This window comes from Pseudomonas sp. S3E12, from assembly GCF_001702295.1.
GTDB lineage: Bacteria > Pseudomonadota > Gammaproteobacteria > Pseudomonadales > Pseudomonadaceae > Aquipseudomonas > Aquipseudomonas marginalis.
In genome coordinates this window covers 148392-172236 of the sequence record NZ_MBDT01000021.1, presented here as the reverse complement: position 1 = coordinate 172236, position 23845 = coordinate 148392, and the positions used below count along the sequence as shown (strand labels likewise).

Annotated in this window: 18 protein-coding genes; 11 read left to right on the top strand and 7 right to left on the bottom strand. The window is 61.6% G+C overall.

Annotated elements, in window-relative coordinates; genetic code table 11:
* Window positions 1-155: 155 nt before the first annotated feature.
* The 3 genes from BB029_RS17440 to BB029_RS17430 form a co-directional block, all read right to left on the bottom strand.
* Window positions 156-1055, bottom strand: coding sequence for a hydroxymethylglutaryl-CoA lyase (locus tag BB029_RS17440; protein ID WP_065940116.1), 900 nt, complete (start codon window positions 1053-1055; stop codon window positions 156-158).
* 16 nt (window positions 1056-1071) lie between these two features.
* Window positions 1072-1464: a MerR family DNA-binding transcriptional regulator gene (locus BB029_RS17435; RefSeq protein WP_027606274.1), complete on the bottom strand. Its 393-nt coding sequence runs from the start codon at window positions 1462-1464 to the stop codon at window positions 1072-1074.
* 115 nt (window positions 1465-1579) lie between these two features.
* On the bottom strand, window positions 1580-2515 hold the full coding sequence (locus BB029_RS17430) for a LysR family transcriptional regulator (RefSeq protein ID WP_027606275.1): 936 nt from the start codon (window positions 2513-2515) through the stop codon (window positions 1580-1582).
* A gap of 166 nt (window positions 2516-2681) precedes the next feature.
* On the opposite strand from BB029_RS17430, the gene BB029_RS17425 reads away from it, so the two are divergent.
* Window positions 2682-3911, top strand: a complete 1230-nt coding sequence (locus tag BB029_RS17425; protein WP_065940115.1) for an acyl-CoA dehydrogenase — start codon at window positions 2682-2684, stop codon at window positions 3909-3911.
* A gap of 97 nt (window positions 3912-4008) precedes the next feature.
* On the top strand, window positions 4009-5001 hold the full coding sequence (locus tag BB029_RS32940; protein WP_141696562.1) for a hypothetical protein: 993 nt from the start codon (window positions 4009-4011) through the stop codon (window positions 4999-5001).
* On the opposite strand, the gene BB029_RS17415 is transcribed toward BB029_RS32940, so the two are convergent.
* Window positions 4967-6301: a substrate-binding domain-containing protein gene (locus BB029_RS17415; RefSeq protein ID WP_065940113.1), complete on the bottom strand. Its 1335-nt coding sequence runs from the start codon at window positions 6299-6301 to the stop codon at window positions 4967-4969. The two genes, BB029_RS32940 and BB029_RS17415, sit on opposite strands and share 35 nt — an antisense overlap.
* A 149-nt stretch (window positions 6302-6450) precedes the next feature.
* Window positions 6451-7263 carry an exodeoxyribonuclease III gene (xthA, locus tag BB029_RS17410; protein WP_027606278.1) on the bottom strand — a complete coding sequence of 271 codons (813 nt, stop codon included), beginning with the start codon at window positions 7261-7263 and terminating at the stop codon, window positions 6451-6453.
* Between the two features lie 167 nt (window positions 7264-7430).
* Here xthA and BB029_RS17405 point away from each other — a divergent pair, with 167 nt between their 5' ends.
* The 7 genes from BB029_RS17405 (at window position 7431) to BB029_RS17375 (ending at window position 18409) form a co-directional block, all read left to right on the top strand.
* On the top strand, window positions 7431-8075 hold the full coding sequence (locus BB029_RS17405) for an N-acetyltransferase (RefSeq protein ID WP_065940112.1): 645 nt from the start codon (window positions 7431-7433) through the stop codon (window positions 8073-8075).
* 64 nt (window positions 8076-8139) lie between these two features.
* Window positions 8140-9867 carry an autotransporter assembly complex family protein gene (locus BB029_RS17400; protein ID WP_065940111.1) on the top strand — a complete coding sequence of 576 codons (1728 nt, stop codon included), beginning with the start codon at window positions 8140-8142 and terminating at the stop codon, window positions 9865-9867.
* Window positions 9867-13538: a translocation/assembly module TamB domain-containing protein gene (locus BB029_RS17395; protein WP_083236439.1), complete on the top strand. Its 3672-nt coding sequence runs from the start codon at window positions 9867-9869 to the stop codon at window positions 13536-13538. The genes BB029_RS17400 and BB029_RS17395 overlap by 1 nt, the downstream gene beginning before the upstream one ends.
* Window positions 13539-13743: 205 nt before the next feature.
* Complete coding sequence (locus BB029_RS17390; RefSeq protein ID WP_065940109.1) at window positions 13744-14217, top strand: MarR family winged helix-turn-helix transcriptional regulator; 474 nt, start codon at window positions 13744-13746, stop codon at window positions 14215-14217.
* A complete protein-coding gene (locus tag BB029_RS17385) occupies window positions 14214-15665 on the top strand; it encodes an efflux transporter outer membrane subunit (protein ID WP_065940108.1) in 1452 nt (483 codons plus the stop codon). The genes BB029_RS17390 and BB029_RS17385 overlap by 4 nt, the downstream gene beginning before the upstream one ends.
* A gap of 15 nt (window positions 15666-15680) precedes the next feature.
* Entirely contained in the window at window positions 15681-16880 is a 1200-nt protein-coding gene (locus BB029_RS17380) for an efflux RND transporter periplasmic adaptor subunit (protein WP_065927031.1), read from the top strand.
* Window positions 16880-18409 carry a DHA2 family efflux MFS transporter permease subunit gene (locus tag BB029_RS17375; protein WP_027606285.1) on the top strand — a complete coding sequence of 510 codons (1530 nt, stop codon included), beginning with the start codon at window positions 16880-16882 and terminating at the stop codon, window positions 18407-18409. The genes BB029_RS17380 and BB029_RS17375 overlap by 1 nt, the downstream gene beginning before the upstream one ends.
* Window positions 18410-18668: 259 nt before the next feature.
* Here BB029_RS17375 and lpxH read toward each other — a convergent pair whose 3' ends face one another.
* Window positions 18669-19418, bottom strand: coding sequence for a UDP-2,3-diacylglucosamine diphosphatase (gene lpxH, locus BB029_RS17370; protein WP_065940107.1), 750 nt, complete (start codon window positions 19416-19418; stop codon window positions 18669-18671).
* Window positions 19415-19918: a peptidylprolyl isomerase gene (locus BB029_RS17365; RefSeq protein ID WP_065927032.1), complete on the bottom strand. Its 504-nt coding sequence runs from the start codon at window positions 19916-19918 to the stop codon at window positions 19415-19417. The genes lpxH and BB029_RS17365 overlap by 4 nt, the downstream gene beginning before the upstream one ends.
* 249 nt (window positions 19919-20167) lie before the next feature.
* Here BB029_RS17365 and BB029_RS17360 point away from each other — a divergent pair, with 249 nt between their 5' ends.
* Window positions 20168-21868, top strand: a complete 1701-nt coding sequence (locus BB029_RS17360) for a glutamine--tRNA ligase/YqeY domain fusion protein (RefSeq protein ID WP_065940106.1) — start codon at window positions 20168-20170, stop codon at window positions 21866-21868.
* Between the two features lie 19 nt (window positions 21869-21887).
* A complete protein-coding gene (gene cysS / locus BB029_RS17355; RefSeq protein ID WP_065940105.1) occupies window positions 21888-23276 on the top strand; it encodes a cysteine--tRNA ligase in 1389 nt (462 codons plus the stop codon).
* Window positions 23277-23845 lie beyond the last annotated feature (569 nt).

Here is a 23845-nt window from a genome sequence, read left to right as displayed (position 1 = left end):
TAGAGATAGCAGAAGGCGTGCCAACTTTTAAAATCACTTTAAAATCAACAAGTTAATTTTTTAGTGGGCCTTGACCTACAGAAAATACGACAAAATATGTTCCCGTGTTACTCGATGTGTAGCCGTGCGGTAACACATTGTCACGGCTACGCTACTCAACCGGCAGTTCGCGCCTTGGCTACGCGCGAGCCCGTGGGGCGGCCGAGGACTTGGCTGATTTGCAGGCCCGCGCGAATCAATGCATCCAGGTCGATGCCGGTGTCGATCCCGAGGCCATTGAGCAGGTACAGCACATCTTCGGTGGCGACGTTACCGCTTGCGCCCTTGGCATAGGGGCAGCCGCCGAGGCCTGCAATAGAGCTGTCGAATACCGTAATGCCTTCCAGCAGGCCGGCATAGATATTGGCGATGGCCTGGCCATAGGTGTCATGGAAGTGGCCCGCCAGTTTGTCCCGTGGCACCTGCGCGCCGACCACCTCGAACAGCCGCCGCGTGTTGCCCGCCGTGCCGGTGCCGATGGTGTCGCCCAGGGACACCTCGTAGCAGCCCATGGCATACAACTCCCGCGCGACCGCCGCCACCTGTTCCGGCGCAATCTCACCTTCGTAAGGGCAACCCAACACACAGGACACATAGCCGCGCACGCTGATGCCGTGCTGCCTCGCCGCCGCCATGATCGGCGCAAAACGCTCCAGGCTTTCGCTGATGGAACAGTTGATATTGCGCTGGGAAAACGCCTCGGAGGCTGCGGCAAACACCGCCACTTCCTTCACGCCCGCCGCCAGCGCGTCCTCGAAACCACGCAGGTTTGGCGCCAGCGCACCGTAGGTTACGCCGGGCTTGCGCTGGATCTGCGCGAACACGTCGGCGGAACCGGCCATTTGCGGCACCCACTTGGGCGAGACAAAACTGCCGACTTCGATATAGCTCAGGCCCGCCGCGCTGAGGGCATCCACCAATTGGACCTTGTCGGCCACGCTGATGGGCTGGGCTTCGTTCTGCAAGCCGTCGCGCGGGCCGACTTCCACCAGGCGCACATGGGAGGGGAGGGACATGGCAGCTACCTTCTGATCAATGGCCAACCTGGCCCATGGTTTGCGCCAGGGCCTGGGTGCAACGCTCTTCGGCGGTGTCCAGCTCCAGCTTCATTTGTTCGATATCCAGCAGTTGCTGTTCCAACTGCTCACGGCGCTCGGCGATCTTGGCCAGCATGCTGTTGAGTTGGATCTGGTTGCCGCCGGTGGGGTCGTAGAGTTCGATCAGCTCACGGCACTCGGCCAGGGAAAAACCGATGCGTTTGCCCCGCAGGATCAGCTTGAGGCTGACCTTGTCCCGCGCCGAATAAATGCGCTCCTGGCCCCGGCGTTCCGGGGCCAGCAGGCCTTGTTCTTCATAGAAACGAATGGCGCGGGTGGTGATGTCGAGCTCGCGGGCGAGGTCGGAGATGCTGTAGGTCGTGCTCATGGGGGCGCTCAAGAAGGTCTTGGCGCTAAGCTAATGGCAGGTTGACGTAAACGTCAAGGGCCGCTGCGCAGCCCATCGGGGGCAAGCCCCCAGCCACAGGGGGCGTTCTTCAGCCTCAGGCCTGTTGTTTGTCCAGCTTCTTCTCGTGGGCGGTGACTTGCTGGCACAACTCGATCATCTGCTCGCGCATCCAGCGGTTGGCCGGGTCCTGGTCGGTGCTTTCATGCCAGTACAGGTGGGTTTCCACCGGTGGCACGTCATTGACCGGCAGGTTGAACCAATGCAGCTCATGGCGGCGGGCGAAACGTTCGGGCACGGTCATGACCATGTCGGTCTGCTGCAACACTTGCGAGGCCATCAGGTAATGCTGGGAGCGCAGGGCGATCTTGCGCTGGATGCCCATCTTGCCCAGGGCCAGGTCGACATGGCCCAAACCGTTGCGGCGGCTGGAGATATGGATATGGGTCAGCGACAGGTAGTCATCCAGGGTGAACTTGTCCTTGCCCGCCATGGGATGGCCCTTGCGCATGGCGCACACGTAGCGGTCTTCCATCAGCTTGACGTGGCGTACCTGCGGGTCGGTATTGAGCGGCGCATCCACGGCAAAATCCAGGCGCCCGGCCGCCAGTTCCTTGGTGGTCTCGCGGCGTTTGGACAGGAAACTCTCGATCACCACGGTGGGCGCCAGGCGGCGCAGGCGTTGGAACAGCAGCGGCAGAATCACCGCTTCGGTGAGGTCGGTCATGCTGATGCGGTAGGTCTTGGCCGCCTGCTGTGGGTTGAAGATGCGGCTTTCCTGCACCGACACCCGCAGCAACGACAGCGCATTGCGCACCGGGCCGATGATGTTCTGCGCCATCGGCGTGGGCACCATGCCTTGGGCGGTGCGCACGAACAGCGGGTCGTTGAACGTCTCGCGCAGGCGCGCCAGGGCGTTGGACACCGCCGGCTGGGTGATGCCGACAATCTGCCCGGCGCGGGTCAGGTTGGCTTCGGTGTAGATCGCGTCGAAGACGATAAAGAGGTTGAGGTCGACCTTGCTCAGATTCATTGGGTTGCGCTCTTATTATTAGGTGGCGATTTGTTACGTGCTCATACGTCGATCATATATCGGTGATGAATGTTAATACACGCCGAGAATAGGCTAGGTAAATTATCAACGCTGTTCTAGCATCGATTGCATGACCTAAACAACCTCTCAAAGAAGGGAGCTGCTCATGGATTTCGCCTATTCGCCCAAGGTTCAGGAACTGCGTGAACGTGTTACAGCGTTCATGGACGCTTACGTTTACCCTGCCGAGCCGGTGTTCGAACGCCAGGTCAACGAAGGCGACCGCTGGCAGCCCACCGCCATCATGGAAGAGCTGAAGGCCCGGGCGAAAGCCGAAGGCCTGTGGAACCTGTTCCTGCCCGAGTCCGAACTGGGCGCCGGCCTGACCAACCTTGAATACGCCCCCCTGGCCGAGATCATGGGCCGCTCGCTGCTGGGTCCGGAGCCGTTCAACTGCTCCGCCCCCGACACCGGCAACATGGAAGTGCTGGTGCGCTACGCCAACGAAGAGCAGAAACAACGCTGGCTCGAACCGCTGCTGCGCGGTGAGATCCGTTCGGCCTTCGCCATGACCGAGCCCGATGTGGCGTCCTCGGACGCCACCAACATGGCCGCCCGCGCCGAGCGCCAGGGCGACGAGTGGGTGATCAACGGCAAGAAATGGTGGACCTCCGGCGCCTGCGACCCGCGCTGCAAGATCCTGATCTTCATGGGCCTGAGCAACCCGGATGCACCGCGCCACCAGCAGCACTCGATGATCCTGGTGCCGGTGGACGCCCCCGGCGTGAAAATCGTACGCCCGCTGCCGGTGTTCGGCTACGACGACGCGCCCCACGGCCACGCCGAAGTGCTGTTCGACAATGTCCGCGTGCCGTACGAAAACGTACTGCTGGGTGAAGGCCGAGGCTTCGAGATTGCCCAAGGCCGCCTTGGCCCAGGCCGTATCCACCACTGCATGCGCTCCATCGGCATGGCCGAGCGCGCGCTGGAACTGATGTGCAAACGTTCCGTCAGCCGCACCGCGTTCGGCAAGCCTTTGGCGCGCCTGGGCGGCAATATCGACAAGATCGCCGACTCACGCATGGAAATCGACATGGCGCGCCTGCTGACCTTGAAAGCGGCGTACATGATGGACACCGTGGGCAATAAAGTGGCGAAAAGTGAAATCGCCCAGATCAAGGTGGTGGCGCCGAACGTGGCGTTGAAGGTGATCGACCGCGCGATCCAGATCCACGGCGGCGCCGGCGTTTCCAACGACTTCCCGCTGGCCTACATGTACGCCATGCAACGTACCCTGCGCCTGGCCGACGGCCCGGACGAAGTGCACCGCGCGGCCATCGGCAAGTTCGAGATCGGCAAGTATGTGCCTAAAGAGTTGATGCGCGTCGGTCAATAAAAGTGCGGTGGTTGTTGCGCTAAAGACAAAGCCTACAGTTGCTGGCGGCAGCATTGGATTAGTTTTCGAAGGAGACCATTCTTTAAAGGAAGACTCAATGCTGAGCATATCCCCGACATCCCATGCTGTTGCCCGACCATCGATTGCAGATGCACGCGATGTGAGTGGGCGGACTGCGGATGTCGGGGCCGGCTCAGATGCACTGCAAGGCAGTCGCCAGCAAAAAACAACCGTGGGCAGACAGCTTCATGACCATCTTCTGGAATGCAGGAAAGGTCGTCACGGTCATGTAACCTATCGCGGGCTTGCTAGCATAGAAAAATCCGAACCCTTGATGGCTGACAATCTGCGCCAAGCGTTTCATCGAGCAAGTGAAATCCTTCGCAACGCTCTGCAAGCTCTGGGCGAGCCCTCCTCATATCATGGAACCGTCGCGGGTTACCTGGGATGTAACACCGAGCCCACCCTCAACACGTTGCGCCAGAAATTTCTGCAAATGGAGCGGGGAGTTGAGTTCTACGCCAATAATCCTCAGAAGATAGTAGCTGTTGGTGGCGCGGATAAACCCGATATTTCCTATAACGGATGCGTACTGGAACATAAAGAAAAAACCAACTTATACCTGAATATTCGCTCTGTACTCGATCGGGACATTGAAACAACTGCAAGTTTGATTCTCCATGAAGTTTCCCATGCCTATGCCAAGACTTCAGACCATTACTACATAAAATCCGAAGCTGACTACATGTGGGCATCCATGTCCAAGAATAAACAATTGAATCCAGAGTTGCTGCGCCAGGCCCAAGCCACGGCGGCGACTGAGATTGACAACAAGGCCAGGGCGATTGTCGAGGGCAAGGCGACAGGCAAGGTGTCAACACCTGCAGCCTACTATGGAATGAGTTCGACAGACCTTAATGCCTATGTGCGAATGCGCAGGTTTCAACAAGATCCGACTCGAAGAATAGACGCAGCAATAAATAACGCTGATACGCTGGCTTACTTGGCATGTGCATTGAGCCGCGCTCATTTGAGCCGGAATGTTGCACCAGGTCTCAGTACACCCAAACCTCCACCCGCCGATTCTTGATCCGCCCCTCATCCGCCGTATTCGCCGCCACCGGCATCTGTGCGCCAAACCCACGAATATCGCGCAATACCACGCCGTTCTTGACCAACTCCCGGCGCACCGCCATCGCCCGCAGTTTGGACAGTAGCGCGGCCCGTTGCGGGTCATTCTTGGCATCGCCGAATCCCACCAGCGTTACCTGCTTGTCGAGTTGGTTGTGGCGCTTTATATAGGCCACGACGCGCTGCACGTCCTGGCGCGCCTTGTTGTCCAGGCTGGCGCTGCCTTCCTCGAAGCGAAAATTCACGCTCAAACGCTGGGCGTCGCGGGCAATCGCCTGGTAATCGTCGGGCATCGAAGGGCGTGGCTCCACCTTCATCGCCTGCACCTGCTGCGCAATAAATCCATTGGCCGCCACAATCGCCTGGCCTTTGCTGCTCTGGGCAAAATCCACCAGCGCCTTGGCCCACGGGTTGCTGGAGGAGGGCGGCAGGTAGAAGAACAGCCGGCGTGACAGCGGGTAATCCTCGGTGGCAATCAGGCTGTTCAACGGCAACATCGGTTGCGAGTCGCCATCGACAATCGCCACCGCCTTGGCCTGGCGCACGTAAGGCAAGCCGATAAAACCGATGCCCTGGGGATCCCGGCTCACCGCATCGGACAACGCTTCGCTGGACTCGAAGCGCTTGGCGGACGCGGCCAGGGGCTTGCCGCGCAGGCGCAGCACCAGGTCCTTGAAGGTGTCATAGGTGCCGGATTGATCATCCCGCGCATACAGGTGAATGGTGCCGCCGATCCCGCCCAATGCTTCCCAGGTGTTGATTTCGCCGTTGAAAATCTGCGCCAGTTGCTCGGTGTTCAACGTATTCAACGGGTTGCGCGGGTTGAGGATAATGGCCAGGCCGTCGATGGCGATCACCTGTTCGGCCTCGGGGCTTTTCAGGTCGCCGAGCGGTTCGAGGTCCACCAGTTCGCTGTCTTTTATCGGCCGGGACGAGGCGGCCAGGTCGGCGCTGGCGTTTTTCAGCGCGGCAAACCCCGTGCTGGAACCATGGGCCGCCACCTCGACGGTCACCGTCCTGCCCTGGCGCGTCTTGCCGATCACGCGCTGTTCATTGGCGCCCTCGGCCGGTTCGCTGTGCACCACCCGCAGGCCCTGATGCTCCATCAACCCCTTGACCAACGCCGGCCCCAGCGCCGCGCCAATGGTGTTGGAACCCTGGATGCGCAAAGCCGGGCCTTGATCGGGAACGGGCAGGGGCGCAGCCACGACGCAGAGGGACAACGCGCTACACAACAGGAACAGAACGCGCAGCATCATGCCGGCACCTTCTCAAGCCAAAGGGAGTGCGGCGAGATTAAGTCAGTTGGATTTCAATAATGTGACTGATAGTCAGCTTATCTGTTACTGATACACCGCGATCGGGGGCAAGCCCCCTCCCACATTTGGCCCGAGTACAGTCAGCGTGATCAGCTCAGTTCAAGCCAGATCGGCGCATGGTCAGACGGTTTCTCCAAGCCCCGCAGGTCGTAATCCACCCCGGCATCCTTGACCCGTGGCAACAAGCCATTGGAGGCCATGATCACGTCAATGCGCAGCCCACGCTTGGGCTCATCCTCGAACCCACGGCTGCGGTAGTCGAACCAACTGAAACGGTCGGCCACCTCGGGGTTGAGGTGGCGGAAACTGTCCACCAGGCCCCAGTTCTTCAGGCGTGCCATCCACTCGCGCTCTTCGGGCAGGAAGCTGCACTTGCCGGTTTTCAGCCAGCGCTTGGCGTTGTCGGCGCCGATGCCAATGTCGCAGTCCTCCGGGGAAATGTTCACATCGCCCATCACCACCAGGGCCTGGTCGTTGCTGAACTGGCTTTCCAGCAGGTGCTGCAAGTCTGCGTAGAAACGCTGCTTGGCCGGGAACTTCGTCGGATGGTCGCGGCTTTCACCTTGTGGGAAATAGCCGTTCATGATGGTCACCGGCTGGCCGTTTTCATCGGCGAAGGTGCCCCAGATAAAGCGGCGCTGGGCGTCTTCTTCATCGCTGGCAAAGCCCTTGTGCACGCTCAATGCTTCTTTGCGCGAGAGCAGCGCCACACCGTAGTGGCCTTTTTGGCCGTGGTAGTACACGTGATAGCCCAGGGCCTGCACTTCGGCCAGGGGGAACTGGTCGTCGTGGACCTTGGTTTCCTGCAGGCCGATGACGTCGGGTTGGTGTTTTTCAATCAGTGCCGCCAGCTGATGAGGGCGGGCGCGCAGCCCGTTGATATTGAAGGAGACGATTTTCATGGTCGGCGGTCCAGTCTGGCAAAAGGGCGATGCTAGCGGACAAGTCGGACGGGGGCCAGCGTGGCGGTAGGACAGATGCACTGCTAATGTCTGGGAACGACTGGTGCTGCGTAGGTTCGTACCCATAGAACGCCATCTATTGAGTGGCGCCCAGGGAGATTGACTGTATGACTGACACTGCCATTGGCGAAGTTCGCCTGCTCAACAGCGGCTATTCCCGCGAAGCGCGCTCGCTGCTGTACCAGGCCTATCGGCATGAGCCGACGTTTGCCTACATCTTTGAAGCTGAACGCGCAGGCTATGAACAACGAGTACGTGCCACGGTGCGCGAACTGGTCAAGCAGCATTTCTTCCAGAAACTTCCCTCCATCGGCCTGTTCGTCAACGACCGCCTGATCGGTATCGCGCTGATCGCGCCACCGCAGCGGCGCCTGGGGATTACCGAAAGCTGGGCCTGGCAATTGCGCATGTGGCTGAGCACCGGCGTGCGCGGCACCCGGCGCTACCTGGACTACCACTATGCGGTGATGGCCTGCCTGCCCAACGAGTCGGTGCATGTGTTGCCGCTGCTGGGTATTCATCCGCAATTCCAGGGCAAGCACTACGGTGAACAGCTGCTGGAGGCGGTACACAATTGGTGCGCGGAAGACCCGCACTCGTCCGGTGTGGTGTTGGACACGGGGAATTCGCGCTATCTGGAGTTCTACAAACGCCAGGGCTATGAGGAGATCGGCGAAGTGGCGGTAGGACCGATTCTGGAACACGTATTTTTCCACCCCAATCCGCAGGTGTTACATGCTGCAACGGCTTAGCGCAGAATTTTTCAGAATCCTCTGAGTTCTAAGTTTCTCCCCAGCTCGTGTAGCATCCGCGCCTATGAAGTTTCCAGGAAGATTTACCAGCGGCTTGGTTCTGCTGTTCACAAGCTGCGGCGCATTCGCGCAAAGCGAATTGGACGTGCGGATCAAGCCAAAAAACGACGCGTTGAAAGCCAACATCGAAGGCTATATCGGCGGGGTGGGCGAGCGTGACGAAGACGCCTTGCTGCGGTTCAGCCGTGGGGCCGAAGAGCAGGCGCGCAAAGCCGCCCAGGCTTTAGGTTTCTATCAGCCCCGGATCGAAAGCGATGTGAAGGGCGGCAAGAATCCGCGCCTGATCCTCACCATCGACCCCGGCGAACCGGTGCATCTGCGCAACGTGACCATTCGGGTCGACGGCCCGGCCGCGGACCTCAAGGCCTTTCGCGTGCCCGCCAGCGACGACCTGAAATCCGGCGCCGTGCTCAACCACGGCCACTACGAAGACGCCAAGCGTCTGATCCAGAACCAGGCCTCGCGCTACGGCTTTTTCAGCGGGCGCTTCACTCACCAGAAACTCTCGGTAGACCCCCAGGCCGGTGTCGCCGATATCGAACTTATCTATGACAGCGGCCCGCGCTACACCTTGGGCAAGGTCAGCTTTGCCGGCGATACGCCGTTTGACGAAGAGCTGCTGCAACGCATGGTGCCGTTTAAAAGTGGCGCCCCCTACGATTCCGAACTGATCGCCGAACTCAACCAGAACCTGCAAGCCAGCGGCTTTTTCGAAGGCGTGCGCGTCGACGCGGCACCGGCGGCTTCGGCCAATGACGTGATCCCGGTGGCCGTCAACCTGGAGACCCGCAAGCCACGCACCATGGGCCTGGGCCTGGGTTTCTCCACCGACGTCGGCCCGCGCGGCAAGGCCAACTGGACGCGCCACTGGGTCAATCCCCAGGGCCACAGCTATGGCTGGGAAGCTGAACTGTCGGCGCCTCGGCAGAACGTCGGGCTGTGGTACGACATCCCGCTGGACCCGCCGCTCACCGACAAACTGCGTTTCGCCGGCGGTTACCAGAATGAAGAAATCGCCAACACCGACACCTTGAGTAAATTGCTCACCCTCGGGCCCGAATGGCACAGCAAGTTGCCCAGTGGCTGGACCCGGGTGATCTCGCTCAAATACCAGCGCGAAGAATATCGCCTGGGCAATGACTCGGGCCTCAGTAACCTGGTGATGCCGGGTGTGAGTTATTCCTACCTGCGCAGTGATAACCGCATCGACCCCCACAACGGCTACCGCCTGCAATTCGACAGCAAGGTGGCCAAGGAAGGGTTGGGCTCCGACACCAACCTGCTGTACGGCACGGCCATGGTCAAGGGCCTGACCACCCTGTGGGACAACCACCGCTTCCTGGCGCGGGCCCAGGTCGGCGGCAGTGCCACCAACGGCTACAAGTCGGTGCCACCATCGCTGCGGTTCTTCGCCGGTGGTGATCAGAGTGTGCGCGGCTACGAGTACCAGACCCTGTCGCCGGAGAATGACCGGGGCGACCGTATTGGCGGCCGCTACATGGTGGCCCTGAGTGCCGAGTATCAATATTCCATCGCCGAAAAATGGCGGATTGCGACCTTTATCGACCAGGGCAACTCGTTCAACTCCCTGGAGTTGCCCAGCTTGAAGACCGGTGTGGGTGTCGGCATCCGCTGGGTCTCGCCGGTCGGCCCGATCCGCCTGGACCTGGCCCATGCCCTGGACGACCCGGGCGGCGTTCGATTGCACTTTTCCATGGGGCCTGAGCTGTGATGCGTGGTGTGAAAATAGCGGGGCTGGCCGTGCTGGCCATCCTTGCCGTGTTGTTGCTGGCCCTGTGGGCGGTCCTCGGCACCCAGGCGGGCAGTCGCTGGGCGCTGGGGCGTGTACCGGGTTTGAGCGTAGAGAATTTCCACGGCCGTCTGGGCGGCCAGTGGCGCGCCGATCATCTGCTGTGGGCGCAGGACGGCAGTCGCGTCGAACTCGATGCGCCGACGTTTGACTGGTCGCCGGCGTGCCTGTTGCGCATGACCCTGTGCATCAATCGCCTGGACGTGGAGCAAGTCCGCCTGGACGTTGCGCCGAGCACCGAAGAAAGCAGCGGGCCGCTTCAATTGCCCGACCTGAAGCTGCCCGTTTCCATTCAGTTGGGCGACGTTCGTGTCGGCAGCCTGCTGCTTAACGGCAGCGAGCAACTCAAGGGCCTGCAACTGGCCGCGCACTGGACCGCCGCCGGCATGCAGATTGACGCGGTGCACCTGCAACGGGACGGCCTGGTGCTGGACCTGAACGGCCTGTTGCAACCCAGCGGCGACTGGCCGCTGACCGCCAGCGGCAACCTGAGCCTGCCCTACGCCCCCGGCGGCGCGCCGTGGACGGTGGCGCTCAAGGTCGAGGGCGACCTGCTCAAGACCCTCAGGCTCGACGCCGACAGCAGCGGCTACCTGCCGGCCAAACTCAAGGGCGAGCTGCAACCCCTGGCGGACAACCTCCCGGCCCAGGTGCATATCACCGCCGATGGCTTCAAACCCAGCGCCGATCTGCCCGACACCCTGCAACTCAATCAACTGGACCTCACCGCCAAGGGCGACCTGGGCAGCGGCTATCAACTGCTGGGCAAGGCCGTACTGCCGGCGGAAAAAGGCCCGGTGGACCTGCTGCTGCAAGGCAAGGTCGACGCCAACGGCGCGCAGATCGCCGGCCTGGACCTGAATGCCGGCGACAAACAAAGCCTCAAGCTCACGGCGCAGTTGGACTGGCAACAAGGCTTCAGCGCCGAGGCCAAGATCGACTGGCTGGACTTTCCCTGGCATCGCCTCTACCCGCTGATCGACGAGCCACAGGTGGTGTTGCGCACCTTCAACGGTGAGGTTTCCTACAAAGACGGCAACTACCTCGGCAACCTCAAGGCCGACCTCGACGGCCCGGCCGGCAAATTCAATCTGGTCACGCCGTTCAGTGGCGACCTTACGCAAGTCTTCCTGCCGGAGCTGAAACTGACCGCCGGCCAAGGCAAGGCCGAAGGGCACCTGAACCTGCAATTTGCCGATGGGATTGCCTGGGACACCGCGTTGGACCTGTCGGCGCTGAACCCGGCGTACTGGGTGGCGGAATTGCCGGGCACGCTGGCTGGCCCCTTGCGCAGCCAAGGTGAATTCAGAAACGAGCAGCTCAAGCTCAACGCCGACCTCGACCTCAAGGGCCGCCTGCGTGGGCAAACCGCCGTGCTGGCGGCCCAGGCCGAAGGCGCGGGCGAGCAATGGACCCTGGCCAACCTGGATATCCGCCTGGGCGACAACCGCATCAACGGCAGCGGCAGCCTGCAGCAACGCCTGGCCGGGCAGATCGACATCAAGCTGGCGCGTCTGGCCCAGCTGTGGCCGCAGTTGCGTGGGCAGGTCAATGGCCGACTCGACGTGGCTGGCAGCCTCAAGGCGCCCCAAGGCCAACTCGACCTCAAGGGCCAGCAACTGGCGTTCGCCGATAATCGCCTGCAAAGCCTGAGCCTGGGCGCGACCCTGGACAGTGCCCAGCGCGCAAAAATCGACCTCAAGGGCAGCGGCATTCAAAGCGGTGACACCCAGGTGGGCACGCTCACCGCCAGCGCCCAGGGCGATATCAGGAACCAGAAGGTCCAACTCGACCTGGCCGGCCCCTTGGTCAAGCTGGCTCTGGCCCTGGATGGCAACCTCGACCAAGGCAACTGGCGCGGTCGCCTGGCCAGTGGCGATGTGCAGGCGGGAGGCCAGGACTGGAAGCTGCAAGCGCCGGCAACAATCGAGCGCATGGCCGACGGCAAGTTGACCTTCGCGGCCCACTGCTGGGTCTCCGGTGCGGCCAGCCTGTGCGGTGAAGACCAGCGCCTGATGCCCGAACCCAAATTGCGCTACCACCTCAAGCAATTCCCCATCGACAGCCTGGCGGCGTTTTTGCCCAAGGACTTTGCCTGGCAGGGCAGGCTTAACGCCGATATCCAACTCGACTTGCCCGACAGCGGCCCCAAAGGCGTGGTCGCGGTGGATGCCAGCGGCGGCACCCTGCGGGTCAAGGACAAGGACCATTGGCTGGATTTCCCCTACGACACCCTCAAGCTGGAAACCACCCTTAACCCCAAGCGTATCGACACCCAGCTGAACTTCCGAGGCGGCAAGCTCGGCGAGTTGCTGTTGCAGGCGCAGATCAACCCATTGCCGAAAAACAAGCCGATCAGCGGCAATTTCAGCCTGACCGGTCTGGATCTCGCCGTGGCGCGGCCGTTTGTGCCGATGGTCGAGAAACTCAGCGGCAAGCTCAACGGCAGCGGTCGGATCGCCGGTGGCCTGCTGGCGCCGCAGGTCAACGGCAACGTCAACCTGGTGGGCGGTGAAGTCTCCGGGCCAGAGCTGCCCATCAGCCTTGAAGGCCTGAACGTGCAGGCGCTGATCGCCGGTGAAAGCGTGCAATTGAATGGCGCATGGCGCAGTGGCAAGGCCGGGCAAGGCACTCTCAAGGGCCAGGTCGACTGGGGCCAGGCCCTGGTGGTGGACCTCAGCCTGCAAGGCTCGCAACTGCCGGTCACGGTGGAGCCCTATGCGGTGCTGGAAGTGGCCCCGGACCTGAAGATCAGCCTGAAGAACGACAAACTGGCGATTGCCGGCAAGGTGCGGATCCCCCGCGGCGACATCACCGTGCGCGAGCTGCCGCCGTCCACCGTCAAGGTCTCTGATGACACCGTGATCGTCGGCAGCCAGACCGAAGAGGGCAAGCCGCCGATGGCCATGGCCATGGATATCGACGTGGCGGTGGGCGAAGACCAGCTCAACTTCTCGGGCTTCGGCCTCACCGCCAAGGTGCAGGGCCATGTGCACATCGGCGACAACATGGATACCCGTGGCGAGTTGTGGCTCAACGATGGTCGCTACCGCGCCTATGGCCAGCGCCTGGATGTGCGCCGCGCACGCCTGCTGTTCGCCGGGCCGCTTGACCAGCCGTACCTGGATATCGAAGCGATCCGCAAGACCGACGATGTAGTCGCCGGTATCCGCCTCAGCGGCAGCGCCGAGCAGCCCACCACGCAGATCTTCTCGGAACCGGCCATGAGCCAGGAACAGGCGCTGTCCTACCTGGTGCTGGGCCGTCCGCTGAGCTCCACCGGCGAAGACAACAACATGCTCGCCCAGGCCGCCCTCGGCCTGGGCCTGATGGGCAGCGCCGGGGTCACCTCGGATCTTGCCAACAAACTGGGGATTCGCGACTTCGACCTCGACACCCAGGGCAGCGGCAACAATACGGCCGTGGTGGCCAGCGGCAAGATCACCGAGAAACTCAGCCTGCGTTACGGGGTAGGGGTGTTCGAACCGGCCAGCACCATTGCCTTGCGCTACCTGCTGAGCAAGAAGGTATACCTGGAAGTGGCGAGTGGCGTGGCCAGTTCCCTCGACATCTTCTACAAGCGCGATTTCTAGATCCTTTCGCGGTACAAAATGTGGGAGGGGGCTTGCCCCCGATAGCAGTCGTTCAGTCAACACATCAGTGACTGACCCAACGCTATCGGGGGCAAGCCCCCTCCCACATTAGCAAGCAAGCTAATTATTCCATTTGACTTTCGCTGCCTAGGCAGTAACATCTCGTCATACATTCACTGCCTAGGCAGTAATAAGGTGACTTCCGATGCCCCACTTCACCCCTGAAAACTTCCACAACTGCCACCTCGGGCTGTTGCTGGGCCGTGCGGCGCTCCTCAAGGACCGCATCATCGACACCCACATGGAACCCCACGGCATCACGGCCGCGCAGTTCAAGGTGCTGATCATCATGGCCCAGTTCGGCGTCGACACCCCGGCCGAGCTGTGCCGCAACCTGTCCCTGGACAGCGGTTCGATGACCCGCATGCTCGACCGCCTCGAGCAGAAAGGCCTGCTGGACCGCAAACGCTCCGAGCAGGACCGCCGCCAGGTGCAGTTGGTGCTGACTGCCGACGGTCAGCGCCTGGCAGACATGCTGCCGCACATAGGCGCCCAGGCGTTGAACCAGTTGGCGGGCGTGCTTGAACCCGGCGAGCTGGAAACCCTGGAACGGATCCTCAAGAAAATTCTGATAGCTGCCGGTGATCCCATCACCCTGCAGCGGGTAGGTAAAGCATGAACACACGTGCCCTATGCCTGGTGCTCGTGGCCATGAGCATGGCCGGTTGCGCCAACTACAGCGGCCTCGACACCCAGGGCCGGCGGCTCGACGCCAACACCTTGCAGACCGGTAAATCCCTGAGCGGGGTGACCCTGTCGAGTGCCGCCTGGCCCAGCGCCGACTGGTGGAAAAACCTCGGCGACCCGCAGCTCGACGGCCTGATCCAGGAAGCCCTGCAACACAGCCCCGACATGCAAGTCGCCAGCGCCCGCGCCCATCAGGCCGAAGCCGCCGCTTATGCCGCGAATGCCGCACGCATGCCGACCCTGGATGCCAGCGCCGGTGTGAGCCGTTCACGCCTGGCCAAGGACCAGGACCCGCGCGGCGAAGGCGATGCCTACTCGACCGTGCGTAATATCGGCGCCAGCTTCAATTACAACTTCGACCTCTGGGGGGGCCAACGCGCCGCCTGGGAAGCCGCGCTGGGCCAGGCCCGTGCCGCCGAAGTCGACCAACAGGCCGCGCGCCTGACCCTCGCTGCCGATGTGGCCAAGGCCTACAGCGACCTGGGCCAGGCGCACATCGTGCGCGACCTGGCCGGCGATGACCTCAAGCGCACCCGGCAAATGCTCGACCTGAGCAAGCGCCGCCTGGCTGCGGGCATCGACAGCCAGTACCAGTACCAGCAGACCGAAAGCCTGGAAGCCAGCTCCCAGTCGCAATTGATCGATGCCGACAAACAACTGCAGAGCGCCAAAATTGCACTCGCCGTATTGCTCGGCAAAGGCCCGGACCGAGGCGGCGAACTGGCCCGTCCGAATGTGCTCAAGCCCGCCGCTGTCGCCGTGCCTTCGGTGTTGCCCGCCGAGCTGCTGGGCCGCCGCCCGGACCTGATCGCCGCGCGCTGGCGAGTCGAGGCCGCGAGCAAGGACATCGCCGCCAGCAAGACGCGCTTCTACCCCAACCTCAACCTCAGCGCGAGCGCCGGGGCCGAGTCGTTGCTGGGGGATGCGATGTTCGGCTCGGCCAGCCGCTTCTTCAACATTGCGCCGACGATCTCGTTGCCGATCTTCGATGGCGGCCGCCTGCGCGCCGACCTCGATGCGCGCGATGCCGACTACGACCTGGCCGTGGCCCAGTACAACAAGACCCTGGTGCAGGCCTTGGGCGATATCGGCAACACCCTTTCGCAACTGCGCGAAACCGGTCGGCAGATCCAGGCCCAGCAACACGCCACGGACATTGCCCAGCAGTCCTACGACACCGTGGTCCAGCGCTACGGCTCAGGGGTCGGTAACTACCTGGACGTGCTCAGCATCGAGCAGCAATTGCTGCAAGCCCAGCGTCAGCTGGCGACCCTGAATGCCGGGCAAATCGATCTGTCGATTCAATTGATGCAGGCCCTGGGTGGCGGATACAGCGCCGACAACGTGGCGTCGACCACCCCAGCCACCCGCACGGAATAATTTGAGGTATTTGTCATGGCCACTGCCGAAAACACCAACGCTACAGAACAACCCAAAGACAACAACCCACGCAAACGCAAGGTCATGCTGATCGGCCTCGCGCTGATCGTCATCCTCGGCGTCGTGGGCGTATGGGGCTGGTATGAATTCTACGGGCGCTTCAACGAGAGCACCGATGACGCCTATGTGAACGGCAACGTGGTGGAAATCACCCCGCTGGTCACCGGCACCGTGGTCAGCATCGGCGCCGACGATGGCGACCTGGTCCACGAAGGCCAGGTGCTGATCAACTTCGACCCCAACGACGCCGCTGTCGGCCTGCAAAGTGCCCAGGCCAACCTGGCCCGCACCGTGCGCCAGGTGCGGGGCTTGTACAGCAACGTCGATGGCATGAAAGCCCAGGTCAACGCACAGAAAGCCGATGTGCAAACTGCCCAGGACAACTTCAACCGTCGCAAGACCCTGGCCCAGGGCGGCGCGATTTCCCAGGAAGAACTGTCCCACGCCCGTGACAGCCTGACCGCCGCGAAAAACGCGCTGACCAACCTTGAGCAGCAACTCAAGACCAGCAACGCGCTGGTGGATGACACCGTGATCTCGTCCCACCCGGACGTGCAGGCCGCCGCCGCGCAACTGCGCCAGGCCTACCTGGCCAATGCGCGCAGCACCTTGATCGCGCCGGTCACCGGCTACGTGGCCAAGCGCACCGTGCAACTGGGCCAGCGCGTGCAGCCGGGTACGGCGTTGATGGCGGTGATCCCGCTGAACCAGCTGTGGATCGACGCCAACTTCAAGGAAACCCAATTGCGCGACATGCGCATTGGCCAGCCGGTGGACATCGAGTCGGACATCTACGGCAGCGACGTGAAATTCAGCGGCACCGTGGATAGCCTTGGCGCCGGCACCGGCAGTGCGTTTGCCCTGCTGCCGGCGCAGAACGCCACCGGTAACTGGATCAAGATCGTGCAACGGGTGCCGGTACGCATCCACATCAATGCCGAAGAACTGGCCAAGCACCCGCTGCGGGTCGGCCTGAGCACCGTCGTCAATGTCGACCTGCATGACCAGAGCGGCCCGGTGCTGGCGCAACAGGCGCCGCAGAAGGCGACCTTCACCACCAACGTGTACGACCGCCAATTGGCCGAGGCTGACGCGATGATCACCGAGTTGATCCATGCCAACAGCATCGCCGCGCCCAAGGCTGTGCAACGCTGATGAGCAATAACGCCTCCTTCACGCCGCCCAGCCTGTTGATGGCCACCATTGGCCTGTCGCTGGCGACCTTTATGCAGGTGCTCGACACCACCATCGCCAACGTGGCCTTGCCGACCATTTCCGGCAACCTCGGCGTGAGTTCGGAGCAGGGCACCTGGGTGATCACCTCGTTTGCGGTGAGCAACGCCATCGCCTTGCCGCTCACCGGTTGGTTGAGCCGGCGGTTTGGCGAAGTGAAGCTGTTCCTGTGGGCGACCATGCTGTTTGTGCTGGCCTCGTTCCTCTGTGGTATTTCCACTTCGATGCCCGAATTGATCGGCTTCCGGGTGCTGCAAGGCCTGGTGGCCGGGCCGTTGTACCCGATGACCCAGACGCTGCTGATCGCGGTCTACCCGCCGGCGAGGCGTGGCATGGCCCTGGCGTTGCTGGCGATGGTCACGGTGGTGGCGCCGATTGCGGGGCCGATCCTCGGTGGCTGGATCACTGACAGCTACAGCTGGCCGTGGATCTTCTTTATCAACGTCCCCATCGGCATCTTTGCGGTGATGGTGGTGCGTGCGCAATTGAAGAAGCGCCCGGTGACCACCAGCTACCAGCCGATGGATTATGTCGGGCTGTTGAGCCTGATCGTGGGCGTCGGCGCGCTGCAGATCATCCTCGACAAGGGCAACGACCTGGACTGGTTCGAATCCAACTTCATCATTGTGGGCGCGGCGATTTCGGTGATTGCCCTGGCGGTGTTCATCATCTGGGAAATGACCGACAAGCACCCGGTGGTCAACCTGCGGCTGTTTGCCTACCGTAACTTTCGCATCGGCACGATTGTGTTGATCCTCGGCTACGCGGGCTTCTTCGGCATCAACCTGATCCTGCCGCAGTGGCTGCAAACCCAGATGGGCTACACCGCCACCTGGGCCGGCCTGGCGGTGGCGCCGATCGGTATCCTGCCGGTGCTGATGTCACCGTTCGTGGGCAAGTACGCGCACAAGTTCGACCTGCGCCTGCTGGCAGGCCTGGCGTTCCTGGCGATCGGCCTGAGCTGCTTTATGCGCGCGGGTTTCACCAATGAGGTGGACTTCACCCACATTGCCCTGGTGCAGTTGTTCATGGGCATCGGCGTGGCGCTGTTCTTCATGCCGACCTTGAGCATCCTGATGTCCGACCTGCCACCGCACCAGATCGCCGACGGCGCCGGTCTTGCGACCTTTCTGCGGACCCTGGGCGGCAGCTTTGCGGCCTCGCTGACCACCTGGATCTGGATCCGCCGGGCGGACCAGCACCATGCGTACATGAGCGAGAACATGACCACCTATGACTCGGCCACCCGCGACGCGCTGCAGGCGCTCGGTGGGGCAGGGCACAAGGCCTACGCGCAACTGGACCAGATCCTCACCAGCCAGGCGTACATGATGTCCACCGTGGATTACTTTACGTTGCTGGGGTGGATGTTCATGGGGTTGATGCTGCTGGTGTGGCTGGCGAAGCCGCCGTTTGGTGCCAAGGCAGGGCCGGAAGCGTCCGGCCACTGATTGGCAAAGACTGAAATGCAATCAATTGTGGGAGGGGGCTTGCCCTAATGCCGTTCAGTTAAGCGAAAGTGATTCACTGTAGGAGCGAGCTTGCTCGCGAAGAACTCAGGGCCACCGCGCTTATCGAGAATGAACGCGTTGCCTGGGCGTTTTTCGCGAGCAAGCTCGCTCCTGCAAAAAGCCTTAACTGACTGGCATTAGGGCAAGCCCCCTTCCACACTTTGATCTCTGTTCACATTGGATCAGTGGTGTTTGAGGATCAGGCGCCAGGCAACGCCAGTTGCGGATTGACGAAGTCAAACGCCGCCAACTGAAAGCCTTGCTCATCCGCCTGCAACGCCCAGCCCTGCTTGTCCCAATCCCCCAGCACAATGCGCTTGGCCGCCTGGTCGCCAATCTGCAGCTTATGGATCGCCGGGCGGTGCGTGTGGCCGTGGACCAGGGTGCGCACGCCGAACTGCTGCATCACCCGCGGTACTTCCTCGGGCGTCACATCGACAATGTTATTGGCCTTCATGCGCGTTTGCGCGCGGCTTTCACTGCGCAGCTTGCGCGCCAGCCGATGGCGGGTGCGCAATGGCAGGTGACGCAGGATAAACAGCACGATGGGATTACGCAGGATGCGCCGCAGCTTCATGTAGCCAAGGTCGCGGGTGCAGAGGCTGTCGCCGTGCATCAACAGCACGGGTTCGCCTGCGAGCTGCACGACACTCGGGTCCTTGAGCAAGGTGGCGCCTGCCGCTTTGCAGAACGCCTTGCCGATCAGGAAGTCGCGGTTGCCATGCATGATAAAAATCGGGGTGCCGCTGTCGCTCAGCTCGCGCAGAGCCTCGCAGATCGAACGCTGGAAGGGCGTCATCCCATCGTCGCCAATCCAGGCTTCAAAGAAGTCCCCCAGAATGTACAACGCCTGGGCGCCACGGGCGCGGTTGTGAAGCAGATCCAGAAACGCCCGGGTAATGTCCGGGCGCTCCTCTTCCAGATGCAAGTCTGAAATCAGCAATATCACTCAACGATCTCGGCTTTCTCGACGATCACGTCTTCGACCGGTACGTCCTGGTGACCGGCCTTGGAGGTGGTCGACACGCCTTTGATCTTGTCGACAACGTCCTGGCCTTCGGTGACTTTACCGAACACGGCGTAGCCCCAGCCCTGTACGTTCTTGCCGCTGTGGTTCAGGAAGGCGTTGTCGGCCACGTTGATGAAGAACTGCGCGGAGGCCGAATGCGGCTCCATGGTACGGGCCATGGCGACGGTGTACTTGTCGTTGGAAAGGCCGTTGTCCGCTTCGTTCTGGATGCTTGGGCGCTTGTCTTTCTTTTCTTTCATGCCAGGCTCGAAACCGCCGCCCTGGACCATGAAGTTACCGATGACACGGTGGAAAACCGTGTTTTCGTAGTGGCCGGCCTTAACGTACTCGATGAAGTTGGCGACGGTGATCGGCGCTTTCTCGGCGTTCAGCTCGATGACGATGTCACCGTGGTTGGTGGTCAGTTTGACTTGAGTCATGTTCACTACTCTTTTCAGGGAATTCGTGGGTTTGGACGCCTGGGGCGCCTTACCTGTCTGGCTAAACGGCGGCCAAGGCGCGCAGTTTAGCGTGCCCGGCAGGAATTTCGAGGTGGTTTTTTACCGCCCGGTTAATTAAAGCAGCAGTTTTTGGTCGTGACCTGTCAGTGTCTTGACAGCATCAGCTATGATATCGCCTTTGTTTTATCTGGCCCCAACCGGCCACGAACCTGTCTGTTCAAGGATCCTATGAGCAAGCCCACTGTCGACCCTACCTCGAATTCCAAGGCCGGACCTGCCGTCCCGGTCAATTTCCTGCGCCCGATCATCCAGGCGGACCTGGATTCGGGCAAGCACACGCAGATCGTCACCCGCTTCCCGCCAGAGCCCAACGGCTACCTGCACATCGGTCACGCCAAGTCGATCTGTGTGAACTTCGGCCTGGCCCAGGAGTTCGGTGGCGTCACGCACCTGCGTTTCGACGACACCAACCCGGCCAAGGAAGACCAGGAATACATCGACGCCATCGAAAGCGACATCAAGTGGCTGGGCTTCGAATGGTCCGGTGAAGTGCGCTATGCCTCCAAATACTTCGACCAGCTGTTCGACTGGGCCGTCGAGCTGATCAAGGCCGGCAAGGCCTACGTCGACGACCTGACCCCCGAGCAGGCCAAGGAATACCGTGGCACCCTGACCGAACCGGGCAAGAACAGCCCGTTCCGCGACCGCTCCGTAGAAGAGAACCTCGACTGGTTCGCCCGCATGCGCGCCGGTGAGTTCCCGGACGGCGCCCGCGTACTGCGCGCCAAGATCGACATGGCCTCGCCGAACATGAACCTGCGCGACCCGATCATGTACCGCATCCGCCACGCCCATCACCACCAGACCGGCGACAAGTGGTGCATCTACCCGAACTACGACTTCACCCACGGCCAGTCGGACGCCATCGAAGGCATCACCCACTCCATCTGCACCCTGGAGTTCGAGAGCCATCGCCCGCTGTACGAATGGTTCCTCGACAGCCTGCCGGTCCCGGCGCACCCGCGTCAGTACGAATTCAGCCGCCTGAACCTCAACTACACCATCACCAGCAAGCGCAAGCTCAAGCAACTGGTGGATGAAAAGCACGTCAATGGCTGGGACGACCCACGCATGTCGACCCTGTCGGGCTTCCGCCGCCGTGGCTACACCCCGGCGTCGATCCGCAACTTCTGCGAGATGGTCGGCACCAACCGCTCCGACGGTGTGGTCGACTACGGCATGCTCGAGTTCAGCATCCGCCAGGACCTCGACGCGAACGCGCCACGGGCCATGTGCGTGCTGCGTCCGTTGAAAGTCGTGATCACCAACTACCCGGAAGACAAGGTCGACCATCTCGAACTGCCGCGTCATCCGCAGAACGAAGCACTCGGCGTGCGCAAGCTGCCGTTCGCCCGTGAAATCTACATCGACCGCGATGACTTCATGGAAGAGCCGCCAAAAGGCTACAAGCGCCTGGAGCCCAACGGCGAAGTGCGCCTGCGCGGCAGCTACGTGATCCGCGCCGACGAAGCGATCAAGGACGCCGAGGGCAACATCGTCGAACTGCGTTGCTCCTACGACCCGGAAACCCTGGGCAAGAACCCTGAAGGCCGCAAGGTCAAGGGCGTGATCCACTGGGTGCCGGCCGCTGCCAGCATCGAGTGCGAAGTGCGCCTGTACGATCGCCTGTTCCGTTCGCCGAATCCTGAAAAGGCCGAAGACAGCGCCAGTTTCCTCGACAACATCAACCCTGACTCCCTGCAAGTGCTCACCGGTTGTCGTGCCGAACCCTCTTTGGGCGACGCACAGCCGGAAGACCGTTTCCAGTTCGAGCGCGAAGGCTACTTCTGCGCGGATATCAAGGACTCGAAACCTGGTCAGCCGGTGTTCAACCGTACCGTGACCTTGCGTGATTCGTGGGGCCAGTGATTCTGTTTAAGGAACTGTCGTGCTAACGATCTACAACACACTCAGCAAGACCAAAGAAGTCTTCAAGCCGCTGGATGGCAACAAGGTGCGCATGTACGTGTGCGGCATGACCGTGTACGACTACTGCCACATCGGCCACGGCCGCAGCATGGTTGCCTTCGACCTGGTGACCCGCTGGTTGCGTTTCAGCGGCTATGACTTGACCTATGTGCGCAACATCACCGACATCGACGACAAGATCATCAACCGCGCCAACGAGAACGGCGAGTCGTTCGATGCGCTGACCGAGCGCATGATCGCCGCCATGCACGAGGACGAGGCGCGCCTCAATATCCTCAAGCCGGACATGGAACCGCGTGCCACGGACCACATCCCTGGCATGCACGCCATGATCCAGACCCTGATCGACAAGGGTTACGCCTACGCTCCTGGCAACGGTGACGTGTACTACCGCGTCGCCAAGTTCATGGGCTACGGCAAGCTGTCGCGCAAGAAAATCGAAGACCTGCGCATCGGCGCGCGCATTGAAGTCGACGAAGCCAAGCAGGATCCGCTCGACTTCGTGCTGTGGAAAGGCACCAAGCCCGGCGAGCCGAGCTGGGAATCGCCATGGGGCGCCGGGCGTCCGGGCTGGCACATCGAATGCTCGGTGATGTCCACCTGCTGCCTGGGTGAGACTTTCGACATTCATGGCGGCGGCAGCGACCTCGAGTTCCCGCACCACGAAAACGAAATCGCCCAGAGCGAAGCCGCCACCGGCAAGACCTACGCCAACGCCTGGATGCACTGCGGCATGATCCGCATCAATGGCGAGAAGATGTCCAAGTCCTTGAACAACTTCTTCACCATCCGCGACGTGCTGGAAAAGTACCACCCGGAAGTGGTGCGTTACCTGCTGGTGTCCAGCCACTACCGCAGCGCCATCAACTATTCGGAAGACAACCTCAAGGACGCCAAGGGCGCCCTGGAGCGGTTCTACCACGCGTTGAAAGGCCTGCCATCCGTGGCGCCGGCCGGCGGCGAAGCCTTCGTGGCACGCTTCACCGAAGTCATGAACGACGACTTCGGCACCCCCGAAGCCTGCGCCGTGCTGTTCGAAATGGTGCGCGAGATCAACCGTTTGCGTGAGAGTGATCTCGACGCAGCGGCGGGCCTGGCGGCGCGCTTGAAAGAGCTGGCCAGTGTGCTGGGCGTGCTGCAGATGGAGGCCGATGACTTCCTGCAGGCCGGCGCCGAAGGGCGTGTGGATGCGGCTGAAGTGGATGCGTTGATCCAGGCGCGCTTGACCGCCCGTACCAATAAGGACTGGTCGGAATCCGACCGTATCCGTGACCAACTGACCGCGATGGGTGTGGTATTGGAAGACGGCAAGGGCGGGACGACGTGGCGGTTGGCTGATCAGGCTTGATCGGTCAACGCTGAACAAAAAACGCCCCGACTGGTTCGGGGCGTTTTTTTGCATGCCGGTTTAACGGCTCACTCGATCCATTGTGGGAGCGAGCAAGCCCGCTCCCACATTTTTTACCGTGTCCACTTTGCGAATTCTTCGGTTTCAGATTTATCTGTGAAAAGCCAAATGGCTTGCCAGCGCTTGAGCTGACGCCAGGTCCTCCGCTGCGTTGACCAGCAGGTCTCGGTACGATAAACACACCATAGCCTTCAACGGACGGCTATGGTTTTTCAGAAGGGTTTAGTTAAGGGTTTGTTGTGCAGACACGCGGCCGATCCGCAGATGTCCCCCATCCAAATGTGGGAGCTGGCTTGCCTGCGATGGCGGTGTATCAGCCACCGAACATGCTGGCTGATACACCGCCATCGCCGGCAAGCCAGCTCCTACAGTTTTTAGCGCGGCCGTTTCATTGCGTCGTTATCTACGCCTGATGTAGTCCACCCATTCGTACTCAAGGCCCTCGTGCTGTCGGACGCCATGGCGGCAGACCTCAACGAACTCATCCTTAAAACTCGGAAACCTGGCTT

Excerpts from the sequence above, each read along its gene's own strand:
- BB029_RS17440 (WP_065940116.1), bottom strand. The coding sequence starts at position 1,055 with ATGTCCCTCCCCTCCCATGTGCGCCTGGTGGAAGTCGGCCCGCGCGAC.
- BB029_RS17435 (WP_027606274.1), bottom strand. The coding sequence starts at position 1,464 with ATGAGCACGACCTACAGCATCTCCGACCTCGCCCGCGAGCTCGACATC.
- BB029_RS17430 (WP_027606275.1), bottom strand. The coding sequence starts at position 2,515 with ATGAATCTGAGCAAGGTCGACCTCAACCTCTTTATCGTCTTCGACGCG.
- BB029_RS17425 (WP_065940115.1), top strand. The coding sequence starts at position 2,682 with ATGGATTTCGCCTATTCGCCCAAGGTTCAGGAACTGCGTGAACGTGTT.
- BB029_RS32940 (WP_141696562.1), top strand. The coding sequence starts at position 4,009 with ATGCTGAGCATATCCCCGACATCCCATGCTGTTGCCCGACCATCGATT.
- BB029_RS17415 (WP_065940113.1), bottom strand. The coding sequence starts at position 6,301 with ATGATGCTGCGCGTTCTGTTCCTGTTGTGTAGCGCGTTGTCCCTCTGC.
- xthA (WP_027606278.1), bottom strand. The coding sequence starts at position 7,263 with ATGAAAATCGTCTCCTTCAATATCAACGGGCTGCGCGCCCGCCCTCAT.
- BB029_RS17405 (WP_065940112.1), top strand. The coding sequence starts at position 7,431 with ATGACTGACACTGCCATTGGCGAAGTTCGCCTGCTCAACAGCGGCTAT.
- BB029_RS17400 (WP_065940111.1), top strand. The coding sequence starts at position 8,140 with ATGAAGTTTCCAGGAAGATTTACCAGCGGCTTGGTTCTGCTGTTCACA.
- BB029_RS17395 (WP_083236439.1), top strand. The coding sequence starts at position 9,867 with ATGCGTGGTGTGAAAATAGCGGGGCTGGCCGTGCTGGCCATCCTTGCC.
- BB029_RS17390 (WP_065940109.1), top strand. The coding sequence starts at position 13,744 with ATGCCCCACTTCACCCCTGAAAACTTCCACAACTGCCACCTCGGGCTG.
- BB029_RS17385 (WP_065940108.1), top strand. The coding sequence starts at position 14,214 with ATGAACACACGTGCCCTATGCCTGGTGCTCGTGGCCATGAGCATGGCC.
- BB029_RS17380 (WP_065927031.1), top strand. The coding sequence starts at position 15,681 with ATGGCCACTGCCGAAAACACCAACGCTACAGAACAACCCAAAGACAAC.
- BB029_RS17375 (WP_027606285.1), top strand. The coding sequence starts at position 16,880 with ATGAGCAATAACGCCTCCTTCACGCCGCCCAGCCTGTTGATGGCCACC.
- BB029_RS17365 (WP_065927032.1), bottom strand. The coding sequence starts at position 19,918 with ATGACTCAAGTCAAACTGACCACCAACCACGGTGACATCGTCATCGAG.
- BB029_RS17360 (WP_065940106.1), top strand. The coding sequence starts at position 20,168 with ATGAGCAAGCCCACTGTCGACCCTACCTCGAATTCCAAGGCCGGACCT.